The 15,408-nt window shown below is 62.6% G+C and carries 14 protein-coding genes; 12 read left to right on the top strand and 2 right to left on the bottom strand.

Translation table 11 applies throughout. The annotated features are described in order from the left end of the window. The first annotated feature begins 344 nt into the window (after positions 1-344). From LBW87_RS07710 to LBW87_RS07695, 4 genes are all read left to right on the top strand, one after another. Positions 345-2,132, top strand: coding sequence for a sensor histidine kinase (locus LBW87_RS07710; protein ID WP_225200853.1), 1,788 nt, complete (start codon positions 345-347; stop codon positions 2,130-2,132). A gap of 29 nt (positions 2,133-2,161) precedes the next feature. Beyond that, positions 2,162-3,625 (top strand): ATP-binding protein, encoded by a 1,464-nt coding sequence (locus LBW87_RS07705; protein ID WP_225200852.1) that lies wholly within the window; start codon positions 2,162-2,164, stop codon positions 3,623-3,625. A gap of 1 nt (position 3,626) precedes the next feature. Next, positions 3,627-4,277, top strand: a complete 651-nt coding sequence (locus tag LBW87_RS07700; RefSeq protein ID WP_008120188.1) for a response regulator — start codon at positions 3,627-3,629, stop codon at positions 4,275-4,277. Positions 4,278-4,642: 365 nt separating this feature from the next. Continuing rightward, positions 4,643-5,110, top strand: coding sequence for a response regulator (locus LBW87_RS07695; RefSeq protein WP_225200851.1), 468 nt, complete (start codon positions 4,643-4,645; stop codon positions 5,108-5,110). A gap of 73 nt (positions 5,111-5,183) precedes the next feature. Here the strand turns inward: LBW87_RS07695 and LBW87_RS07690 are convergent, their stop codons facing one another. Continuing rightward, positions 5,184-5,858 carry a Crp/Fnr family transcriptional regulator gene (locus LBW87_RS07690; protein WP_225200850.1) on the bottom strand — a complete coding sequence of 225 codons (675 nt, stop codon included), beginning with the start codon at positions 5,856-5,858 and terminating at the stop codon, positions 5,184-5,186. Positions 5,859-6,079: 221 nt separating this feature from the next. Between LBW87_RS07690 and LBW87_RS07685 the strand changes: the two genes are divergently transcribed. The 8 genes from LBW87_RS07685 to LBW87_RS07650 all read left to right on the top strand — a co-directional run bounded on the left by LBW87_RS07685 (position 6,080) and on the right by LBW87_RS07650 (position 15,167). After that, positions 6,080-8,041, top strand: coding sequence for an AMP-dependent synthetase/ligase (locus LBW87_RS07685; protein ID WP_225200849.1), 1,962 nt, complete (start codon positions 6,080-6,082; stop codon positions 8,039-8,041). Between the two features lie 71 nt (positions 8,042-8,112). Continuing rightward, the gene (locus LBW87_RS07680; RefSeq protein ID WP_225200848.1) at positions 8,113-9,000 is read left to right on the top strand and encodes an ABC transporter ATP-binding protein; all 888 of its coding nucleotides are present in this window, start codon (positions 8,113-8,115) and stop codon (positions 8,998-9,000) included. An 8-nt stretch (positions 9,001-9,008) separates the two neighbouring features. Beyond that, positions 9,009-9,923: a branched-chain amino acid ABC transporter permease gene (locus LBW87_RS07675; protein ID WP_225200847.1), complete on the top strand. Its 915-nt coding sequence runs from the start codon at positions 9,009-9,011 to the stop codon at positions 9,921-9,923. A gap of 54 nt (positions 9,924-9,977) precedes the next feature. After that, on the top strand, positions 9,978-11,054 hold the full coding sequence (locus tag LBW87_RS07670) for a branched-chain amino acid ABC transporter permease (protein ID WP_225200846.1): 1,077 nt from the start codon (positions 9,978-9,980) through the stop codon (positions 11,052-11,054). Positions 11,055-11,128: 74 nt separating this feature from the next. Next, positions 11,129-12,451 carry an ABC transporter substrate-binding protein gene (locus LBW87_RS07665; RefSeq protein WP_225200845.1) on the top strand — a complete coding sequence of 441 codons (1,323 nt, stop codon included), beginning with the start codon at positions 11,129-11,131 and terminating at the stop codon, positions 12,449-12,451. 68 nt (positions 12,452-12,519) lie between these two features. After that, the gene (locus LBW87_RS07660) at positions 12,520-13,323 is read left to right on the top strand and encodes an ABC transporter ATP-binding protein (RefSeq protein WP_225200844.1); all 804 of its coding nucleotides are present in this window, start codon (positions 12,520-12,522) and stop codon (positions 13,321-13,323) included. Between the two features lie 12 nt (positions 13,324-13,335). Beyond that, positions 13,336-14,598 carry a phenylacetate--CoA ligase family protein gene (locus tag LBW87_RS07655; protein ID WP_225200843.1) on the top strand — a complete coding sequence of 421 codons (1,263 nt, stop codon included), beginning with the start codon at positions 13,336-13,338 and terminating at the stop codon, positions 14,596-14,598. Positions 14,599-14,744: 146 nt separating this feature from the next. After that, positions 14,745-15,167, top strand: coding sequence for a hypothetical protein (locus tag LBW87_RS07650; protein ID WP_225200842.1), 423 nt, complete (start codon positions 14,745-14,747; stop codon positions 15,165-15,167). Positions 15,168-15,241: 74 nt separating this feature from the next. Here the strand turns inward: LBW87_RS07650 and LBW87_RS07645 are convergent, their stop codons facing one another. Further along, positions 15,242-15,397 carry a hypothetical protein gene (locus LBW87_RS07645; protein WP_225200841.1) on the bottom strand — a complete coding sequence of 52 codons (156 nt, stop codon included), beginning with the start codon at positions 15,395-15,397 and terminating at the stop codon, positions 15,242-15,244. Between the last annotated feature and the right edge of the window lie 11 nt (positions 15,398-15,408).

Genomic DNA, 15,408 nt, shown 5'->3' with positions numbered 1-15,408 from the left:
TCGAATAAAAACGAGCATAGCGCAGACGTTTGAGCAGTATCGCTTATAAAAAATATGAGACGATGTGGCGCGTTTGCCGCTCTTGGTTGTGTGCGATGCAACAGTTCCGTTGATGTGCGCGGGAACAGCGATAACAAGGTAGTGGAAGCGGCCGGATGGCATGGTGCAACAGCGCATGACAGTGATGTCGGCGCGAGGGTAACCAGACTGCACGTACCAGGTGTGACTCGATGTTGATGGGATGGGGATGCGGCGATGCCGGGCCTGCACAGGCGCGGCTTACAGACTCAAAAAACGGTGTGCACGTTGTGGTTGCGTGAATGCCTTGCTGCAGTGTGAAAGAGATGCCGATAAATAAAACCAAATTAACCACCGCCAGTACGGGGATATTCTTTTCCGTTGCATTGCTGCTGTCGATCGGCGTGGCCGCTTTTGCGTACACCAGCATGCGCGTATTCGAAGAGCGGGCGATCTGGGTCCAGCATACCCATACGGTCCTCTATACCCTGGAAGAAGCCCATTCCACGTTCCGCGATACGGTCAGTAGCGCGCGCGGTTATGCCTTGTCGGGCAACGACGAATATCGCGGCAACTTCGAGGCCGGCGTGCGGCAGGTCAACTCGCTGATGCACGAGTTGCGCCAGCTGCTGCGCGACAACGGCCCCCAGTTGGATGAGTTGCAAGAGCTCGAAGACCTGATGCGGCAGCGCCTGACCCTGGCGCGCAAGCTGCTCGAGGTGCAGCCAGAGCCGATACAGGGTGAGCTACTGCTGGCTGGCAAGGATCTCAGCGACGCCATTCGGGGCCATTTCGCGCACATGAAAGGGGCTGAAAACGCCCTGTTGGCAACCCGCTCGCAAGAGAGCGCCAACAGCGCCGCCCTTACCAGTGCGGCGGTGGTGTGCGGCAGCCTCCTGAGCATCCTCATCCTGGTGCTGGTGTATCGCAAGCTCAAGCGCGAGGTGGGGCGACGGGTCGAGGCGCAGCAGAAGGCGCAGGCCTATTCGGACGATATCGAAGACCTGTACAACAACGCCCCCTGCGGCTACCACTCGATCGACGAACGCTCGGGCAAGATCGTCAAGATCAACGACACCGAATTGAAATGGCTGGGCTATACCCGCGACCAGGTGGTGGGGCGCCTGACCCATGCCGACCTGTTGACGCCGGACAGCGAGCAGCGCTACCTGGACGAGCTGCTGCCACTGTTCTTGAACACGCGCGAGATCCACGGCGTCGACCTGACCTATCGCCGCGCCGACGGCAGCACTTTCACCGCGCTGATCAACGCCACGGCCACGCCGGCACGCGACGGCAGCGGTGTCGTCAGCCGCACCGTGATGTACGACATTTCCGAGCGCAAGCGCGCCGAGGAAGAGATCCAGGGGCTCAATGCCGATCTCAAGCGCCAGGCGCTGCACCTGCACAGCGTCAACAAGGAACTCGAGAGCTTTTCGTATTCGGTGTCGCATGACTTGCGCGCCCCGTTGCGCGCCATTTCCGGCTACGCCATGATCCTCGAAGAGGACTACGCCGAGGCGCTGGACGAAAAAGGTCGCGAACAGCTGCAGGTGATCCGGCGCAACGTCAAGAAGATGGACGAGCTGATCAACGACCTGCTCAAGCTGGCCAAGTCGACCACCGGCGAATTGACCCTCGAACGCTTCTCGATGGATGAACCGGTCAGCCAGGTGATCGCCGGGCTCAAACGCGAAAACCCCGACGTCGAATTCGATGTCGCCGCCATGGACGGCGTGGTCGCCAATCGCGGCCTGATCACCCAGGTGTGGGAAAACCTGCTCAGCAACGCGGTCAAGTTCAGCAGCAAGAACGCGCAGCCGAAGGTGACGGTGACGGTGCGCACCGAAGGCGAGGAAATCATCTACGGCGTGCACGACAACGGTGTCGGTTTCGACATGCGCTACGCCCACAAGCTCTTTGGCACCTTCCAGCGCCTGCATCGCCAGGAAGAGTATGCCGGCACCGGCATCGGCCTGGCGCTGGTGCAGCGTATCGTGATTCGCCATACCGGTAGGGTTTGGGCCGAAGGCAAGCCCAAGGAAGGCGCCAGTTTCTACTTCTCGCTGCCGCGCAAGGGCTTGTTCCCCACGCCGGTGGGCGGCGAGCAATGACCAGCATTCATTCTTGAAAGACGGTGACCATGAGTATTCCGCTACGCGTTCTGTTCGTCGAAGACATGGAAGAAGATGCCGTGTTGATGGTGCGCGAGCTCAAACGCGGTGGCTTCGAGCCGACCTGGCAGCGGGTCGAGAACGAAGAAGACCTGTGGGCGGCCTTGCGCGACACCCGCTGGGATATCGTCATCTCCGACTATTCGATGCCCAGTTTCAGCGGCGTCGAAGCGCTCAAGATCGTCAAGACCGATAACGACCAGACCCCGTTCATCATCGTCTCGGGTGTGATCGGCGAGCAGACCGCGGTCGAGGTGATGAAGGCCGGCGCCCAGGATTACTTTCTCAAGAGCGCCATCACGCGCCTGCCGCATGCGGTCGACCGCGAGCTGCGTGACGCCCAGGCGCGGCGCAAGCAGCGCGCCAGCGCCCAGGCCCTGCGCGAAATGCAGGCGCGCTTCAACGCCTTCATGAACGCCGCGCCGATGCCGACCTGGATCAAGGACTCGCAACTGCGCTACAGCTATGTCAATCCGGCGCAGGCGGCGTTCTTCGGCATGACGCCCAGCGCCATGGATGGCCAGACCGATTTCGAGATGATGTCGTCCGGTGCGGCCCAGGCCTCGGAAGAGGCCGACCGCAAGGTGCTGCTCGAGAAGCGCGAACTGCATACGCAGGAGACCATGTTCGATCACAACCACAACGCCCGCATCCTGGACGTGGTGCGGTTTCCGATCAACGGCGAAGGCAAGGGCGACATGGTGGCCGGGCTGGCCATCGACGTCACCGAGCGCGAACAGTCGCGGCGCGAACTGGAACTGGCGATCCAGCGCCAGCAATTGCTGTCCTCACGCGTCATCGAGGTGCAGGAACGCGAACGCCAGCACTTGGCACGCGGCTTGCATGATGATGTTGGCCAATCGCTGACCGCGCTCAAGATCAATCTCGAGACCATCAAGAAGACCGGTTCGCTGGAAGGCCCGTCGCTGCAGAACGGCATCGATATCGTGACCTCGGTGCTGGCCCAGGTGCGCAGCCTGTCGCTCGACCTGCGTCCGCCGCAGCTGGATAACCTGGGGCTGATCGCAGCGCTGCGGGCCTATGTCGAGCAGAAGTCGAAGCTGGCCGGCGTCAGCGGCTGGTTCGAGAGCACCGGTCATGACGACGAATTGCATCACGATATCGAGAACACCGGATTTCGCATCGTCCAGGAAGCCGTCACCAACATCCTGCGCCATGCGCATTGCAAGAACATCTGGGTCAAGATCGATCGCAAGCAGGATCTGGTGTACCTGAGCATTCGCGACGACGGTCGCGGCTTCGATCTCGAGCGGGCCCGCAGCAATGCCATCTCGGGGACCAGCTTCGGCCTGCTCAACATGGAAGAGCGGGCGATCCTGGTCGGTGGTTCAATGGACATTTCATCGGCGCCGGGGGAGGGGACGGAAATCGTCATGCACCTGCCGGTCGCCCCAATCGTAAGGAGGATCTGACATGCTCACGCGCATCATTCTCGCCGACGACCACGCGCTGGTGCGCAGTGGTATCAAGGCCCTGCTGGCCGCCATGCCTGGCGTGGAAGTGGTTGGCGAGGCGTCGGACGGCGCCGAAGCGATCCAGCTGGTTGCCCAGCTCAAGCCCGACATGGTGGTGCTGGACATCGCCATGAAGGGCATGAACGGCCTGGAAGCCTTGCGCCGCCTGCGTGCCGACTATCCCACCACGCGCTTTCTGATGCTGTCGATGTACGGCAGCGAAGAATATGTGATGCAGGCGCTCAACGCCGGCGCCAACGGCTACCTGTTCAAGGACTCGGCGGCGACCGAACTCGAAAAGGCGCTCTACGAGGTCAAGCACGGGCGCCAGTATCTCGATTCGCACATCTCGCGCGATGCCCTCGACAGCTACATGAAACGGGTAGCCCAGAACGGCACGCCGGTCGAAGTGCTGACGCCGCGCCAGCGTGAGATCCTGCAGTTGATCGCCGAAGGCAACAACACCAAGGAAATCGCCTACCAGCTCAATGTCAGCGCCAAGACCATCGAGACCCACCGCGCCCAGTTGATGGACCGGCTCGATATTCGCGACGTGCCGGGACTGGTGCGCTACGCCATCCGTACCGGCATCGCCACCACCGACAAATAAGTCGGCTCGGGCCGAGCGGCACGGGCATGAAGGGTACGGTTACGTTTAATGTTGGTTTTTTTATAACTTATAAGTGATAAAAATTCCGTACGGAATTTTTGCATCAGCGTTTTTTTGCAGTTCAGGAAAAATCTGATTCCTTTTGAAAATGGCTGTGCAATAATCCTTTCACAGTGCCGAAATCGGCGTCAGCACTGGCTTTTAAGCAGATCGCCGATGCTGGAAGACATTGTTGTGGAACGTGTGTGGCATAGATAAAAAATCAACTGCCGGATCAAGTGAAAAAAGCCTGCTGTACGAGACGGTGCCCCCGGCCGAAACACCAATAGTTCCAGCTTGAATTTACTGACGAAAGAGATCCTTGTATGGATATCGAGCAATACGACATCATCCTGGTCGAAGACAATCACGCTGTGGCTGCAATGACCCGCAGGGCGTTGGGCAACCACCAGATGGCGGACAACATGAAGTGGTTCGAGGATGCCGAAGGCGCGGAAGAATTCTTTTTTTCGCAGGGCTATGCCCACCGCAAGGAACTGCATCCATACCTGATCCTGCTCGACTTGAACCTGCCGCTGATGAGCGGCCACGATTTCCTGGAGATCATCAAGTCCAACGAGGCGACATCGCATATCCCGGTGGTGATGTTCTCTTCCTCCGAAGACCAGCAGGATATCGACAAGAGTTATACGCTGGGCGCCAACGGTTATGTGGTCAAGTCGTCCGACCCGAAGGTATTGATGGACACGGTGGCGGACACCGGCACCTACTGGCTCAACCGCAATCGCCCTGCGCGCGGCGGCAAGGCAGGGCAACCGGGCGTGCAGCCCTGAACCTGCCGGGTTACTGACATCTGCATGAAAAAAGCTGCCATTGGCAGCTTTTTTTATTCATCCGTTTATCCATTTATCCGTTATTCGTCGTCGGGCCATGAAAGCGGCGCAGGCCGTCGAGATCGTTGATGGTGATGCTGCCATAGTCGACCTTGAGCAGGCCCGCCTTCTCAAGCACCTGCAAGGCCTGGTTGGCGCGCTGGCGAGACGTGCCAGACAGGTTGCCCACTTCTTCCTGCGAGATCTGCAGGTTGAGGCCGATGCCGGGGTTGAGATAGGGATTGAACAAGGCCGCCAGGCAGCGTGCGACCCGGGCATCGGGTTCCAGCATGCGATCGTATTCCACCAGCGAGATGAACAACGCCAGGCGTTCATTGAGTTGCGTCACCAGAAAACGGTTGAAGGCGATGCTGGTGTCGAGCAGCCAGGCATAGGTGGCCTTCGGCATGTACATCAATTCGCTGTCGCGCAGCGCCACCACATCGTATTTGCGCGGCTCATCCTTGAGCAGCGATCCTTCCCCCAGCCAGCCGCCGGTGGCCATGCCGGCAAACGAGACGGTCTTGCCTTCGGGCGAGACGCTGCTCATCTTCAGCAAGCCTTCGTGCACGCCGATCCAGTGGGTCACCGGATCGCCCTTGCGGCACACATAGCTGCCGGCGTCGATATGGCGCGAGGATACCTCGGCCTCGACCCGCGCCAACTGTGCCGGCGTCAGTGCGCGAGCCCACAGGCTCTTGGACAACATGTCTTTTATCGTGGTCTGCATGATGCGTCGCAATATCGAAAGTTTAACAATTGTCGGCCCAATGACATCTACCTGGCAACCACTGCAACTACACTCGTCACACAATCAAAAACCGAGTGCAGCGTAAGACCGGTGTCAGCAAGCCGGCACAGACTGCACCGACACCGGGTCCGTCCTGACCAAGGGCGAGCCCTCCATGCCTACAAAGACAAGGTGGGAAAATGGTGGAGACAACACCTGAGACAGGCGCTGCGACGTTTCCGCAGTTGCTGCAAGCCCATGCCCGCACACGTGGCGACCGCCCGGCCTTTCGCGAGAAGGACCTCGGCATCTGGCAAACCACGACCTGGCAGCAGAGTGCGGCCGAAGTGCGCGCCTTCGCCTGCGGCCTGGCCGCGCTGGGATTCATGCGCGGCATGAGCCTGGCGATCATCGGCGAGAACTGTCCCCGATTGTACTGGGCGATGGCGGCGGCGCAGGCATTGGGCGGCGTGCCGGTGCCCTTGTACCAGGATGCGCCGGCAGCCGACATGGCCTATGTGCTGGCGGATGCGAAGGTCGATTTCGTGATGGCCGAAGACCAGGAACAGGTCGACAAGGTGTTCGAGATCAAGCAGGAGCTGCCGCGCATCGCCCACGTCATCTATGACGACGAACGCGGCATGCGCAACTATCATCAGCCCGAGCTGCTGTCGTTCGCCCGCGTGCAGGCGCTGGGAGAGGCGTTCGACGCCGAGCACCCGGGCTTCTACGAGAGCCAGGTCGCAGCCGTCCAGGCGGACGACGTCGCCATCATCCTCTACACCTCGGGCACCACCGGCAAGCCCAAGGGCGTCTGCCACACCCATCGCGCCATGATCGCCACCGCACGTACCCTGGTGGAATTCGACCGGCTCGATGACCGCGACGATATCCTGTGCTACCTGCCGCTGGCATGGGTCGGCGATTTTCTTTATTCGTTTGCCCAGCAGCATGTGGCGGGGCTGTGCCTGAACTGTCCCGAGTCGCCCAATACGGTGATGAGCGACCTGCGCGAGATCGGCCCCAGTTATTACTTCGCGCCACCGCGCATCTACGAAAACATCCTGACCCAGGTAATGATCCGCATCGAGGATGCGGGCTGGATCAAGCGTCGCATGTTCCACGGCTTCATGCGGGTGGCACGCCGGGTCGGCATGCGCATCCTGGACCGGCGCGGCGACGTGTCGTGGTCCGACCGCCTGCTCTATGCGCTGGGCGATGTGCTGGTCTACGGGCCGCTGAAGAACGTGCTGGGCATGTCGCGCCTGCGGGTGGCCTATACCGGCGGCGAGGCCATCGGCCCCGACCTGTTCGATTTCTATCGTTCGCTGGGCATCAACCTGAAGCAGTTGTACGGCATGACCGAGACCTGCGTGACGGTGTGCATGCAGCCGTCGGGCGATGTCCGGCTCGACACCGTGGGACGGCCCATGAAAGGGGTGGAGGTGCGCATCGCCGACAACGGCGAAGTGCTGGTGCGCACCCCCGGCATGATGAAGGAATACTTCCAGCGCCCGGAGGCCACCGCCGAGGCCATCGACAGCGAAGGCTACTTCCACACCGGCGACGCCGGCTTCTTCGACAGCGACGGCCATCTCAAGATCATCGACCGTGCCAAGGATGTCGGCCGCATGGCCTGCGGCAGCATGTTCGCGCCCAAGTACATCGAGAACAAGCTGAAGTTCTTTCCCTTCATCAAGGAAGCAGTCACCTTCGGCCACGGGCGCGCGCAATGCATGGCCTTCGTCAACATCGACATGGACGCCGTGGGCAACTGGGCCGAGCGCCGCAACCTGCCTTACAGCGGCTACACCGACCTGGCCGGCAATGCAGCGGTGTACCAGCTGGTGCGCGAATGCGTCGAGAAGGTCAACGCCGACCTGGCGCGCGACCCGTTGCTGGCCGCCTCCCAGGTGCATCGCTTCCTGATCCTGCACAAGGAGCTCGACCCGGATGACGATGAACTGACCCGCACCCGCAAGGTCCGGCGCGGCTTCATCGCCGAGAAGTATGCGGTGCTGATCGAAGCCCTCTACGCCGGGCGCAGCAAGCAATACATCGAGACCCAGGTGCGTTTCGAGGACGGTCGGCAGGGCGCGATTGCCGCCGAGCTGGCCATCGTCGAAGCACAGACCTACGCGCCGCTGGAGCAGGCCGCCTGAGGCGGGCCGTTGCAGCACATCCGTTGCCGGGCCACGGGCCCGGTTCGAGCCAGCCACCATCGACGCCACCGATGCCAATCACCATGAAACGACACATGAGCGCAGAAATCGCCCCGTCCGGGCTGCCGCCTGCCGCCACCGCCGATGCCGCCACCCATGCCACGCCGCCGGCGGCCCATGGTCGCCAGATCGGCGAGGTCATTCTCGACCTGCAGAACATCTCGCTCTCGTTCGGCGGCGTCAAGGCGCTCACCGATATCTCGTTCGATGTCCGCGAGCACGAGATCCGCGCCATCATCGGTCCCAACGGCGCCGGCAAGAGCTCGATGATCAACGTCATCAATGGCGTCTACCACCCGCAGAAGGGCAATATCGTCTATCGCGGCCAGGCCAGGCGCGGCATGCATCCCAGCGCCATCGCGCGCCAGGGCATCGCGCGCACCTTCCAGAACATCGCCCTGTTCAAGGGCATGACGGTGCTCGACAACATCATGACCGGGCGCAATACCCGCATGCGCAGCGGGCTGCTGGCCAATGCATTGTGGTGGGGGCCGGCCCGCTCTGAAGAGATCGCGCATCGGCGGCATGTGGAGGAGGTGATCGACTTTCTCGAAATCCAGCACATCCGCAAGACGCCGGTGGGGCGCTTGCCCTACGGCCTGCAAAAGCGCGTCGAGCTGGCGCGGGCGCTGGCGGCCGAACCCGGCATGCTGCTGCTGGACGAGCCGATGGCGGGCATGAACGTGGAAGAGAAACAGGACATGTGCCGTTTCATCCTCGACGTCAACGACCAGTTCGGCACCACCATCGTGCTCATCGAGCATGACATGGGGGTGGTGATGGATATCTCCGACCGCGTGGTGGTGCTGGACTACGGCAAGAAGATCGGCGACGGCACGCCCGACGAAGTGATGAACAACCCGGACGTGATCCGGGCCTATCTCGGCACCGCGCACTAGGAGACGCCATGCAATTCTTTATCGAGGTAACCATCAGCGGCTTGCTCTCGGGCCTGATGTATTCGCTGGTGGCGCTGGGCTTCGTGCTGATCTACAAGGCTTCCGGCGTCTTCAATTTTGCCCAGGGCGCGATGGTGTATTTCGCCGCGCTGGCGGTGGTGGGCCTGATGGACCGGGGCCTGCCGATGTGGGCCGCCATCATCGGCGCCTTCGTGGTGATGATCCTGGTCGGCCTGGCCACCGAACGCTTCGTGCTGCGTAAGCTGGTCAACCAGCCTGCCATTACCTTGTTCATGGCCACCATCGGCTTGACCTTCTTCCTCGAAGGACTGGGCCCGCTGCTGTTCGGCAGCGAAGTGCGGCCGATCGACCTGGGCATCGTCGACGAACCGATCCAGTCGGTGATGGACAGTGTCGGCATCGGCATCTCGCGCTTCGACCTGTTTGCCTCCGGCATGGTGGTGGCGCTGGTAGCGGTGCTGGCGCTGTTCTTCCAGAAGACCAAGGTCGGGCGCGCCTTGCGGGCGGTGGCCGACGACCATCAGGCGGCGCTGTCGCTTGGCATCCCGCTGCAGCATATCTGGGCGGTGGTGTGGGGCGTGGCCGGGTTCGTGGCGCTGGTGGCGGGGCTGCTCTGGGGCTCGCGCAACGGGGTCCAGTTTGCGCTCACGATGACCGCGCTGAAGGCCTTGCCGGTGTTGATCCTGGGCGGTTTCACCTCGATCCCGGGGGCGATCGTGGGCGGGCTGATCATCGGCGCTTCCGAGAAACTGGCCGAGATCTATATTCCGCCGGTGATGCAGGATGCCTTCGGCGGCAACTTCGGCGGCATCGAGGGATGGTTCCCGTATGTATTTGCGTTGCTGTTCCTGCTGGTGCGGCCCGAAGGGTTGTTCGGCGAACGGCATATCGACCGGGTGTGAGCGGCATCGGCACATTGCAGGAGACGTATCCAATGGCAGATTCAGGAGACCAACATGCTGTACCGTGAAGCAGGGCAATTCAAGAGCAGCTACATCGCCGACAGCCAGATATTCCCGCTGCGCCAGGACCGCATCGGTTTTGCGCTGTTGCTGGCGGTGGCCTTCCTGGCGGTGCCGTGGCTGGCCAGCGAGTACTGGTTCTCGGCCATCCTGATTCCTTTCCTGGTGTTCGCCCTGGCCGCGCTGGGGCTCAATATCCTCACCGGCTACGCCGGCCAGCTATCGCTCGGTTCGGCCGCCTTCATGGCGGTGGGCGCCTATGCCGCCTATAACTTCCAGTTGCGGGTCGAAGGCATTCCCATCGTTCTCACGCTGGTGCTGGCCGGTGGTTGCGCGGCGGCGGTGGGGGTGCTGTTCGGCTTGCCGTCGCTGCGCATCAAGGGCTTCTATCTGGCCGTCGCCACGCTGGCGGCGCAATTCTTCGTGGTGTGGGCGCTGACCAAGTTCAGCTGGTTTTCCAACGAGAGTTCATCGGGCGTGATCAGCGTGCCGCGCTTCGACCTGTTCGGGCTGGCCATCAACACGCCGGTGCGCAAGTATCTGTTCGTGCTGGCGATTGTCTGCGTCATGGCGCTGCTGGCCAAGAACCTGGTGCGCTCCAGCACTGGACGCGCCTGGATGGCGGTGCGCGACATGGACGTGGCCGCCGAGGTGATTGGCATTCCGCTGATGCGCACCAAGCTCACCGCGTTCGCGGTCAGCTCGTTCTTCTGTGGCGTGGCCGGCGCGCTGTATGCCTTCTGCTACCTGGGCTCGGTGGAGCCGGACGGCTTCTCGCTGGACCTGTCGTTTCGCATCCTGTTCATGATCATCATCGGCGGCGTCGGCAGCATCCTCGGCTCTTTCCTGGGTTCGGCCTTCATCCTGCTGCTGCCGATCCTGCTCGACAACCTGCTGCCGCCGCTGGCCGCCTTGCTGCACCTGCCATTCACCAATGCCACCGTCTCGCACATCCAGATGATGGTGTTTGGCGCGCTGATCATCTTCTTCCTGGTGGTCGAGCCGCACGGGCTGGCGCGGCTGTGGCAGATCGCCAAGGAAAAACTGAGGTTGTGGCCCTTCCCGCATTGAGTCAGCAGCGGTCGTACCGCCGGGGTTCCCGGCACACCATAAGTCGGCAACGACAATACCAAGGAGACGAGACCATGAAGCGCATGAAACACCTGATGCTGGCAGCCGCCGCTGCCGCCAGCCTGCTATCGGCAGTGCCGCCGGCGGCGGCGCAAAGCAACGAGCAGTTCATCGCCATTCCCAGTTACCGGGTCGGCCCCTATGGCACCAATGGCCAGTCCTACTACGGCGGCTACGTCGACTACCTGAACTACATCAACCTCAAGGACAACGGCGTGGGTGGCGTCAAGCTGTCCTGGGAAGAATGCGAGACCGAGTACAACAACGCCAAGGGCGTCGAATGCTACGAGCGCATGAAGAACAAGAACCCCGTGACCCGCGGCACGGCCATCAACCCGATGGCCACCGGCATCTCCTATGCGCTGATCGACAAGACCGCCGAGGACAAGGTGCCGCTGCTGATGATCGGCTACGGTCGCACCGACGCGGTGGACGGCTCGGTGTTTCCCTATGCCTTCCCGCTGGTGACGACCTATCAGATGCAGGTCTCGGCCATCGTCAAGTACCTGGCCGGCAAGAACAACGGTTCGCTGGCGGGCAAGAAGATCGTGTTCCTGTATCACGACTCGGCCTACGGCAAGGAGCCGATCGTGGCCTTGCAGGCCGAATCGAGCATCGGCAAGTTCAAGCTGGTCGAGATTCCGGTGGCGCACCCCGGCAACGAGCAGGGCGCGCAATGGCTGCGCATTCGCCAGGAAAATCCCGACTACGTGATCTTCTGGGGCTGGGGCGTGATGAACCAGACCGCGCTGAAGGCGGCGCAGAAGGTGGGCTTCGCGCGCGACAAGATCATCGGTTCCTGGTGGGCCGGTTCGGAAGAAGACACGGTGCCTGCCGGCGACGCTGCCAAGGGCTACCTGTCGGCCACCTGGAACGTGGCCGGTCGCGACGTGCCGGTGATTGCCGACATCGAGAAGGTGGTCTACGGCGCCGGGCGCGGCAACATGCAGGACAAGAACAAGCTCGGTTCGATTCTCTACAACCGTGGCGTCTCGGCGGCCATCGCCACCGTCGAAGCGGTGCGCACGGCCCAGGACAAGTTCGGCAAGGGAAAGGTGATGAGCGGCGAGCAGGTGCGCTGGGGCCTGGAAAACCTCAACATCACCGACGCCCGCCTGAAGCAACTGGGCGCGTCCGGCCTGCTGCCCGAGATCAAGACCTCGTGCGACAACCACGAGGGCTCGGGCAAGGTCAAGATCCAGCAATGGGATGGCGCCAAGTGGGTGCTGGTGTCGGACTGGATCGAGGGTAACAAGAACCTGATCCACCCGCTGTTCAAGGCCTCGGCGGCGCGCTATGCGAAGGAAAAAGGCATTACTCCTGCCTGCATGAAGTAGGCGCTTTGCGCCGGCGGTATTGCACGTCTCCCAACCGCCGCCGGCGCTTTTTTGAAGGTATGCCCGACATGAGCCATGCACTGTCGATCAACAATATCGAAGTTATCTACGACCACGTGATCCTGGTCCTGAAAGGGGTCTCGCTGGAGGTGCCCGAGGGCAGCATCGTGGCCCTCCTGGGGGCCAACGGTGCCGGCAAGAGCACCACGCTGAAGGCCATCTCCAACCTGCTGCGGGCCGAGCGCGGCGACGTCACCAAGGGCTCGATCGCCTATCGCGGCGAGCGGGTCGACAGCCTGACGCCCAACGACCTGGTGCGGCGCGGGGTGATCCAGGTGATGGAAGGGCGGCACTGCTTCGGCCACCTCACGGTCGAAGAGAACCTGCTGACCGGGGCCTATACGCGCGGCATCAGCGCGGGCGAGACGCGCCAGGAACTGGAAAAGATCTACGATTACTTTCCGCGCCTGAAGGTGCGGCGCAAGTCGCAATCGGGCTATACCTCGGGCGGCGAGCAGCAGATGACCGCGATCGGCCGCGCCATGATGGCCAAGCCCTCGATGATCCTGCTGGACGAACCCTCGATGGGGCTGGCGCCGCAGATCGTCGAAGAGATTTTCGCCATCGTCAAGGACCTCAACGCGCGCGAAAAGGTGTCGTTCCTGCTGGCCGAGCAGAACACCATGGTGGCGTTGCGGCATGCCGATTTCGGCTACATCCTCGAGAATGGCCGGGTGGTGATGGAGGGCGAGGCGGCCACGCTGGCGGCCAATGAAGACGTCAAGGAGTTTTACCTGGGGGTGTCGGGGGCCGGGCGTCGCAATTTTCGCGACATGAAGTTTTATCGCCGCCGCAAGCGCTGGCTGGCCTGAACGGGAGCCGCCATGCCTGATATCCAACAGAGCCTGGACGCGCTCGAGACCCGCGACCCGCAACAGCGCGAGCAGCAACTGATGCAGCGCCTGCCGGAGCTGCTGCGGCGGGCGCAGGGCGCGCCCGGCTGGGCCCGCATCCTGCAAGGCGTCGATGCGGCAGCGGTGCGCTCGCGCGATGACCTGGCGCACCTGCCGGTGACGCGCAAGTCCGACCTCAAGGAGTTGCAGAGTCTCGAGTCGCCCTTCGGCGGGCTCAACACCACGCCGACCCGGCAACTGCGGCGCCTGTTCGTCTCGCCCGGGCCGATCTACGATCCGGAAGGGCACAGCGCCGACTGGTGGCGTTTTTCCAGTCCGATGCATGCGCTGGGCCTGCGCCCCGGGCATATCGTGCAGAACTGCTTCGCCTATCATTTCACGCCGGCCGCTTTCATGGTCGAAGGCGCTGCCGCCCGACTGGGATGCGCGGTGATCCCGGCCGGCATCGGCCAGACCGAATTGCAGGTCCACGCGATGACGGCGCTGCGTCCCGATGCCTACGTGGGCACGCCATCGTTCCTGCGCATCATCATCGAGAAGGCGCTCGAAATGGGCGCCGATATCTCCAGCGTGCGTCGCGCCTTGCTGAGCGCCGAGGCACTGCCGCCATCCCTGCGCAGCTGGTTTCACGCCCACGGCGTACCGCTGGTGCTGCAGCTGTATGCCTCGGCCGATATCGGCAACATCGCCTATGAAACCGCCACCGATGGGGTGGTCAATCCGGGCATGCTGCTGGATGAAGAATTGATCCTTGAAATCGTACGACCCGGCACCGGCGACCCGGTGCCGGCGGGCGAGGTCGGCGAGGTGGTGGTGACCTCCTTCAATCACGACTATCCGCTGCTGCGCTTCGGCACCGGTGACCTGTCGGCGATCATCGAAGGCCGCTCGCCATGCGGGCGCACCAATACCCGCATCAAGGGGTGGATGGGACGCGCCGACCAGACCACCAAGGTGCGCGGCATGTTCGTGCATCCGGCGCAGGTGGCCGAGGTGCTGCGCCGGCACGGCGAGGTGCTTCGCGCGCGGCTGGTGGTCAGCGGCGAGATGGCCAATGACGTCATGACGTTGCATTGCGAGGTCGGTGATGCCGCCAATCCGGGTTTTGACGTGAGCGCATTGGCCGCCACGCTGCGCGAGGTCACCAAGTTGCGCGGCGAGGTGCTGCTGGTGGCGCCGGGTGGCTTGCCCAATGACGGTCGGGTGATCGAGGATGCGCGCAAGTACGAATGAGCCGGGCGAGGGAGGCGGCGGGAGGGGGCGCTGCAGAGAGGGGCGAACGGTGTTATTGTCACGCGGCAATGCAGGGTCTGCGGGAACTGCATTGCCGCATCCACCGTCTGACGGCCGTCCCTCGTTCTTCACGTATTTCCATCGTCATGAAAAAAATAATACTCGCCCTGTTGCTGTCAGCGTCCGCTGCAGCGTTCGCTCCTGTCGCCCAGGCGCAGGTTTCGGTCAATATCAATATCGGCTCGCCGCCGCCGCCACCGCGTGCCGAGCGCCGGCCGCCACCGCGCCACGGTTACGTCTGGGTCCCGGGTTACTGGGACTGGAACGGTCATGCGCATGCCTGGCGCGGCGGGCGCTGGGTGCGCGAACGTCCCGGCTACGCCTATGCGCGTCCACAGTGGCGTGAAGGCCCGCAGGGCTGGCAGCTGGATCGCGGCGGCTGGCGCGGCGGCCCGCCGCCACAGGCGCGTCATCGTGACCACGGCCGCGAGCATGGGCGTGATCGGGGCCGCGGACATGGTCCGCGCCATTGCCCGCCAGGCCACGAACGCCGTGGCGACTGCCGCTGATCGCGGGCAGATGAAAAACGGCCGCCAACGCAACGCGCTGGCGGCCGTTTTTACGTCGGCGAGGATCAGACCTTTTAGACCTTTTCCATCAGTGCCGAGATGGCAAACGACACGATGCCCGCAGTGATGCAATACACGGCCAGCCGGTATTGCGGAATGAACTTGGTGATGAAGGGCAGCAGGAAGTACAACACGACCGCGATCAGGATGCTGGTGATGAGTCTTTTCATTGTCATGGCGA

The organism is Herbaspirillum sp. alder98, from assembly GCF_020179755.1.
Lineage (GTDB): Bacteria > Pseudomonadota > Gammaproteobacteria > Burkholderiales > Burkholderiaceae_D > Herbaspirillum.
The sequence above is the reverse complement of the archived record's forward strand: the minus strand, read 5'-3'. Positions and strand labels throughout refer to the sequence as shown.

Coding starts and splice junctions, on each gene's coding strand:
- LBW87_RS07710 (WP_225200853.1), top strand. CDS start 345: ATGCCGATAAATAAAACCAAATTAACCACCGCCAGTACGGGGATATTC.
- LBW87_RS07705 (WP_225200852.1), top strand. CDS start 2,162: ATGAGTATTCCGCTACGCGTTCTGTTCGTCGAAGACATGGAAGAAGAT.
- LBW87_RS07700 (WP_008120188.1), top strand. CDS start 3,627: ATGCTCACGCGCATCATTCTCGCCGACGACCACGCGCTGGTGCGCAGT.
- LBW87_RS07695 (WP_225200851.1), top strand. CDS start 4,643: ATGGATATCGAGCAATACGACATCATCCTGGTCGAAGACAATCACGCT.
- LBW87_RS07690 (WP_225200850.1), bottom strand. CDS start 5,858: ATGTTGTCCAAGAGCCTGTGGGCTCGCGCACTGACGCCGGCACAGTTG.
- LBW87_RS07685 (WP_225200849.1), top strand. CDS start 6,080: ATGGTGGAGACAACACCTGAGACAGGCGCTGCGACGTTTCCGCAGTTG.
- LBW87_RS07680 (WP_225200848.1), top strand. CDS start 8,113: ATGCCAATCACCATGAAACGACACATGAGCGCAGAAATCGCCCCGTCC.
- LBW87_RS07675 (WP_225200847.1), top strand. CDS start 9,009: ATGCAATTCTTTATCGAGGTAACCATCAGCGGCTTGCTCTCGGGCCTG.
- LBW87_RS07670 (WP_225200846.1), top strand. CDS start 9,978: ATGCTGTACCGTGAAGCAGGGCAATTCAAGAGCAGCTACATCGCCGAC.
- LBW87_RS07665 (WP_225200845.1), top strand. CDS start 11,129: ATGAAGCGCATGAAACACCTGATGCTGGCAGCCGCCGCTGCCGCCAGC.
- LBW87_RS07660 (WP_225200844.1), top strand. CDS start 12,520: ATGAGCCATGCACTGTCGATCAACAATATCGAAGTTATCTACGACCAC.
- LBW87_RS07655 (WP_225200843.1), top strand. CDS start 13,336: ATGCCTGATATCCAACAGAGCCTGGACGCGCTCGAGACCCGCGACCCG.
- LBW87_RS07650 (WP_225200842.1), top strand. CDS start 14,745: ATGAAAAAAATAATACTCGCCCTGTTGCTGTCAGCGTCCGCTGCAGCG.
- LBW87_RS07645 (WP_225200841.1), bottom strand. CDS start 15,397: ATGAAAAGACTCATCACCAGCATCCTGATCGCGGTCGTGTTGTACTTC.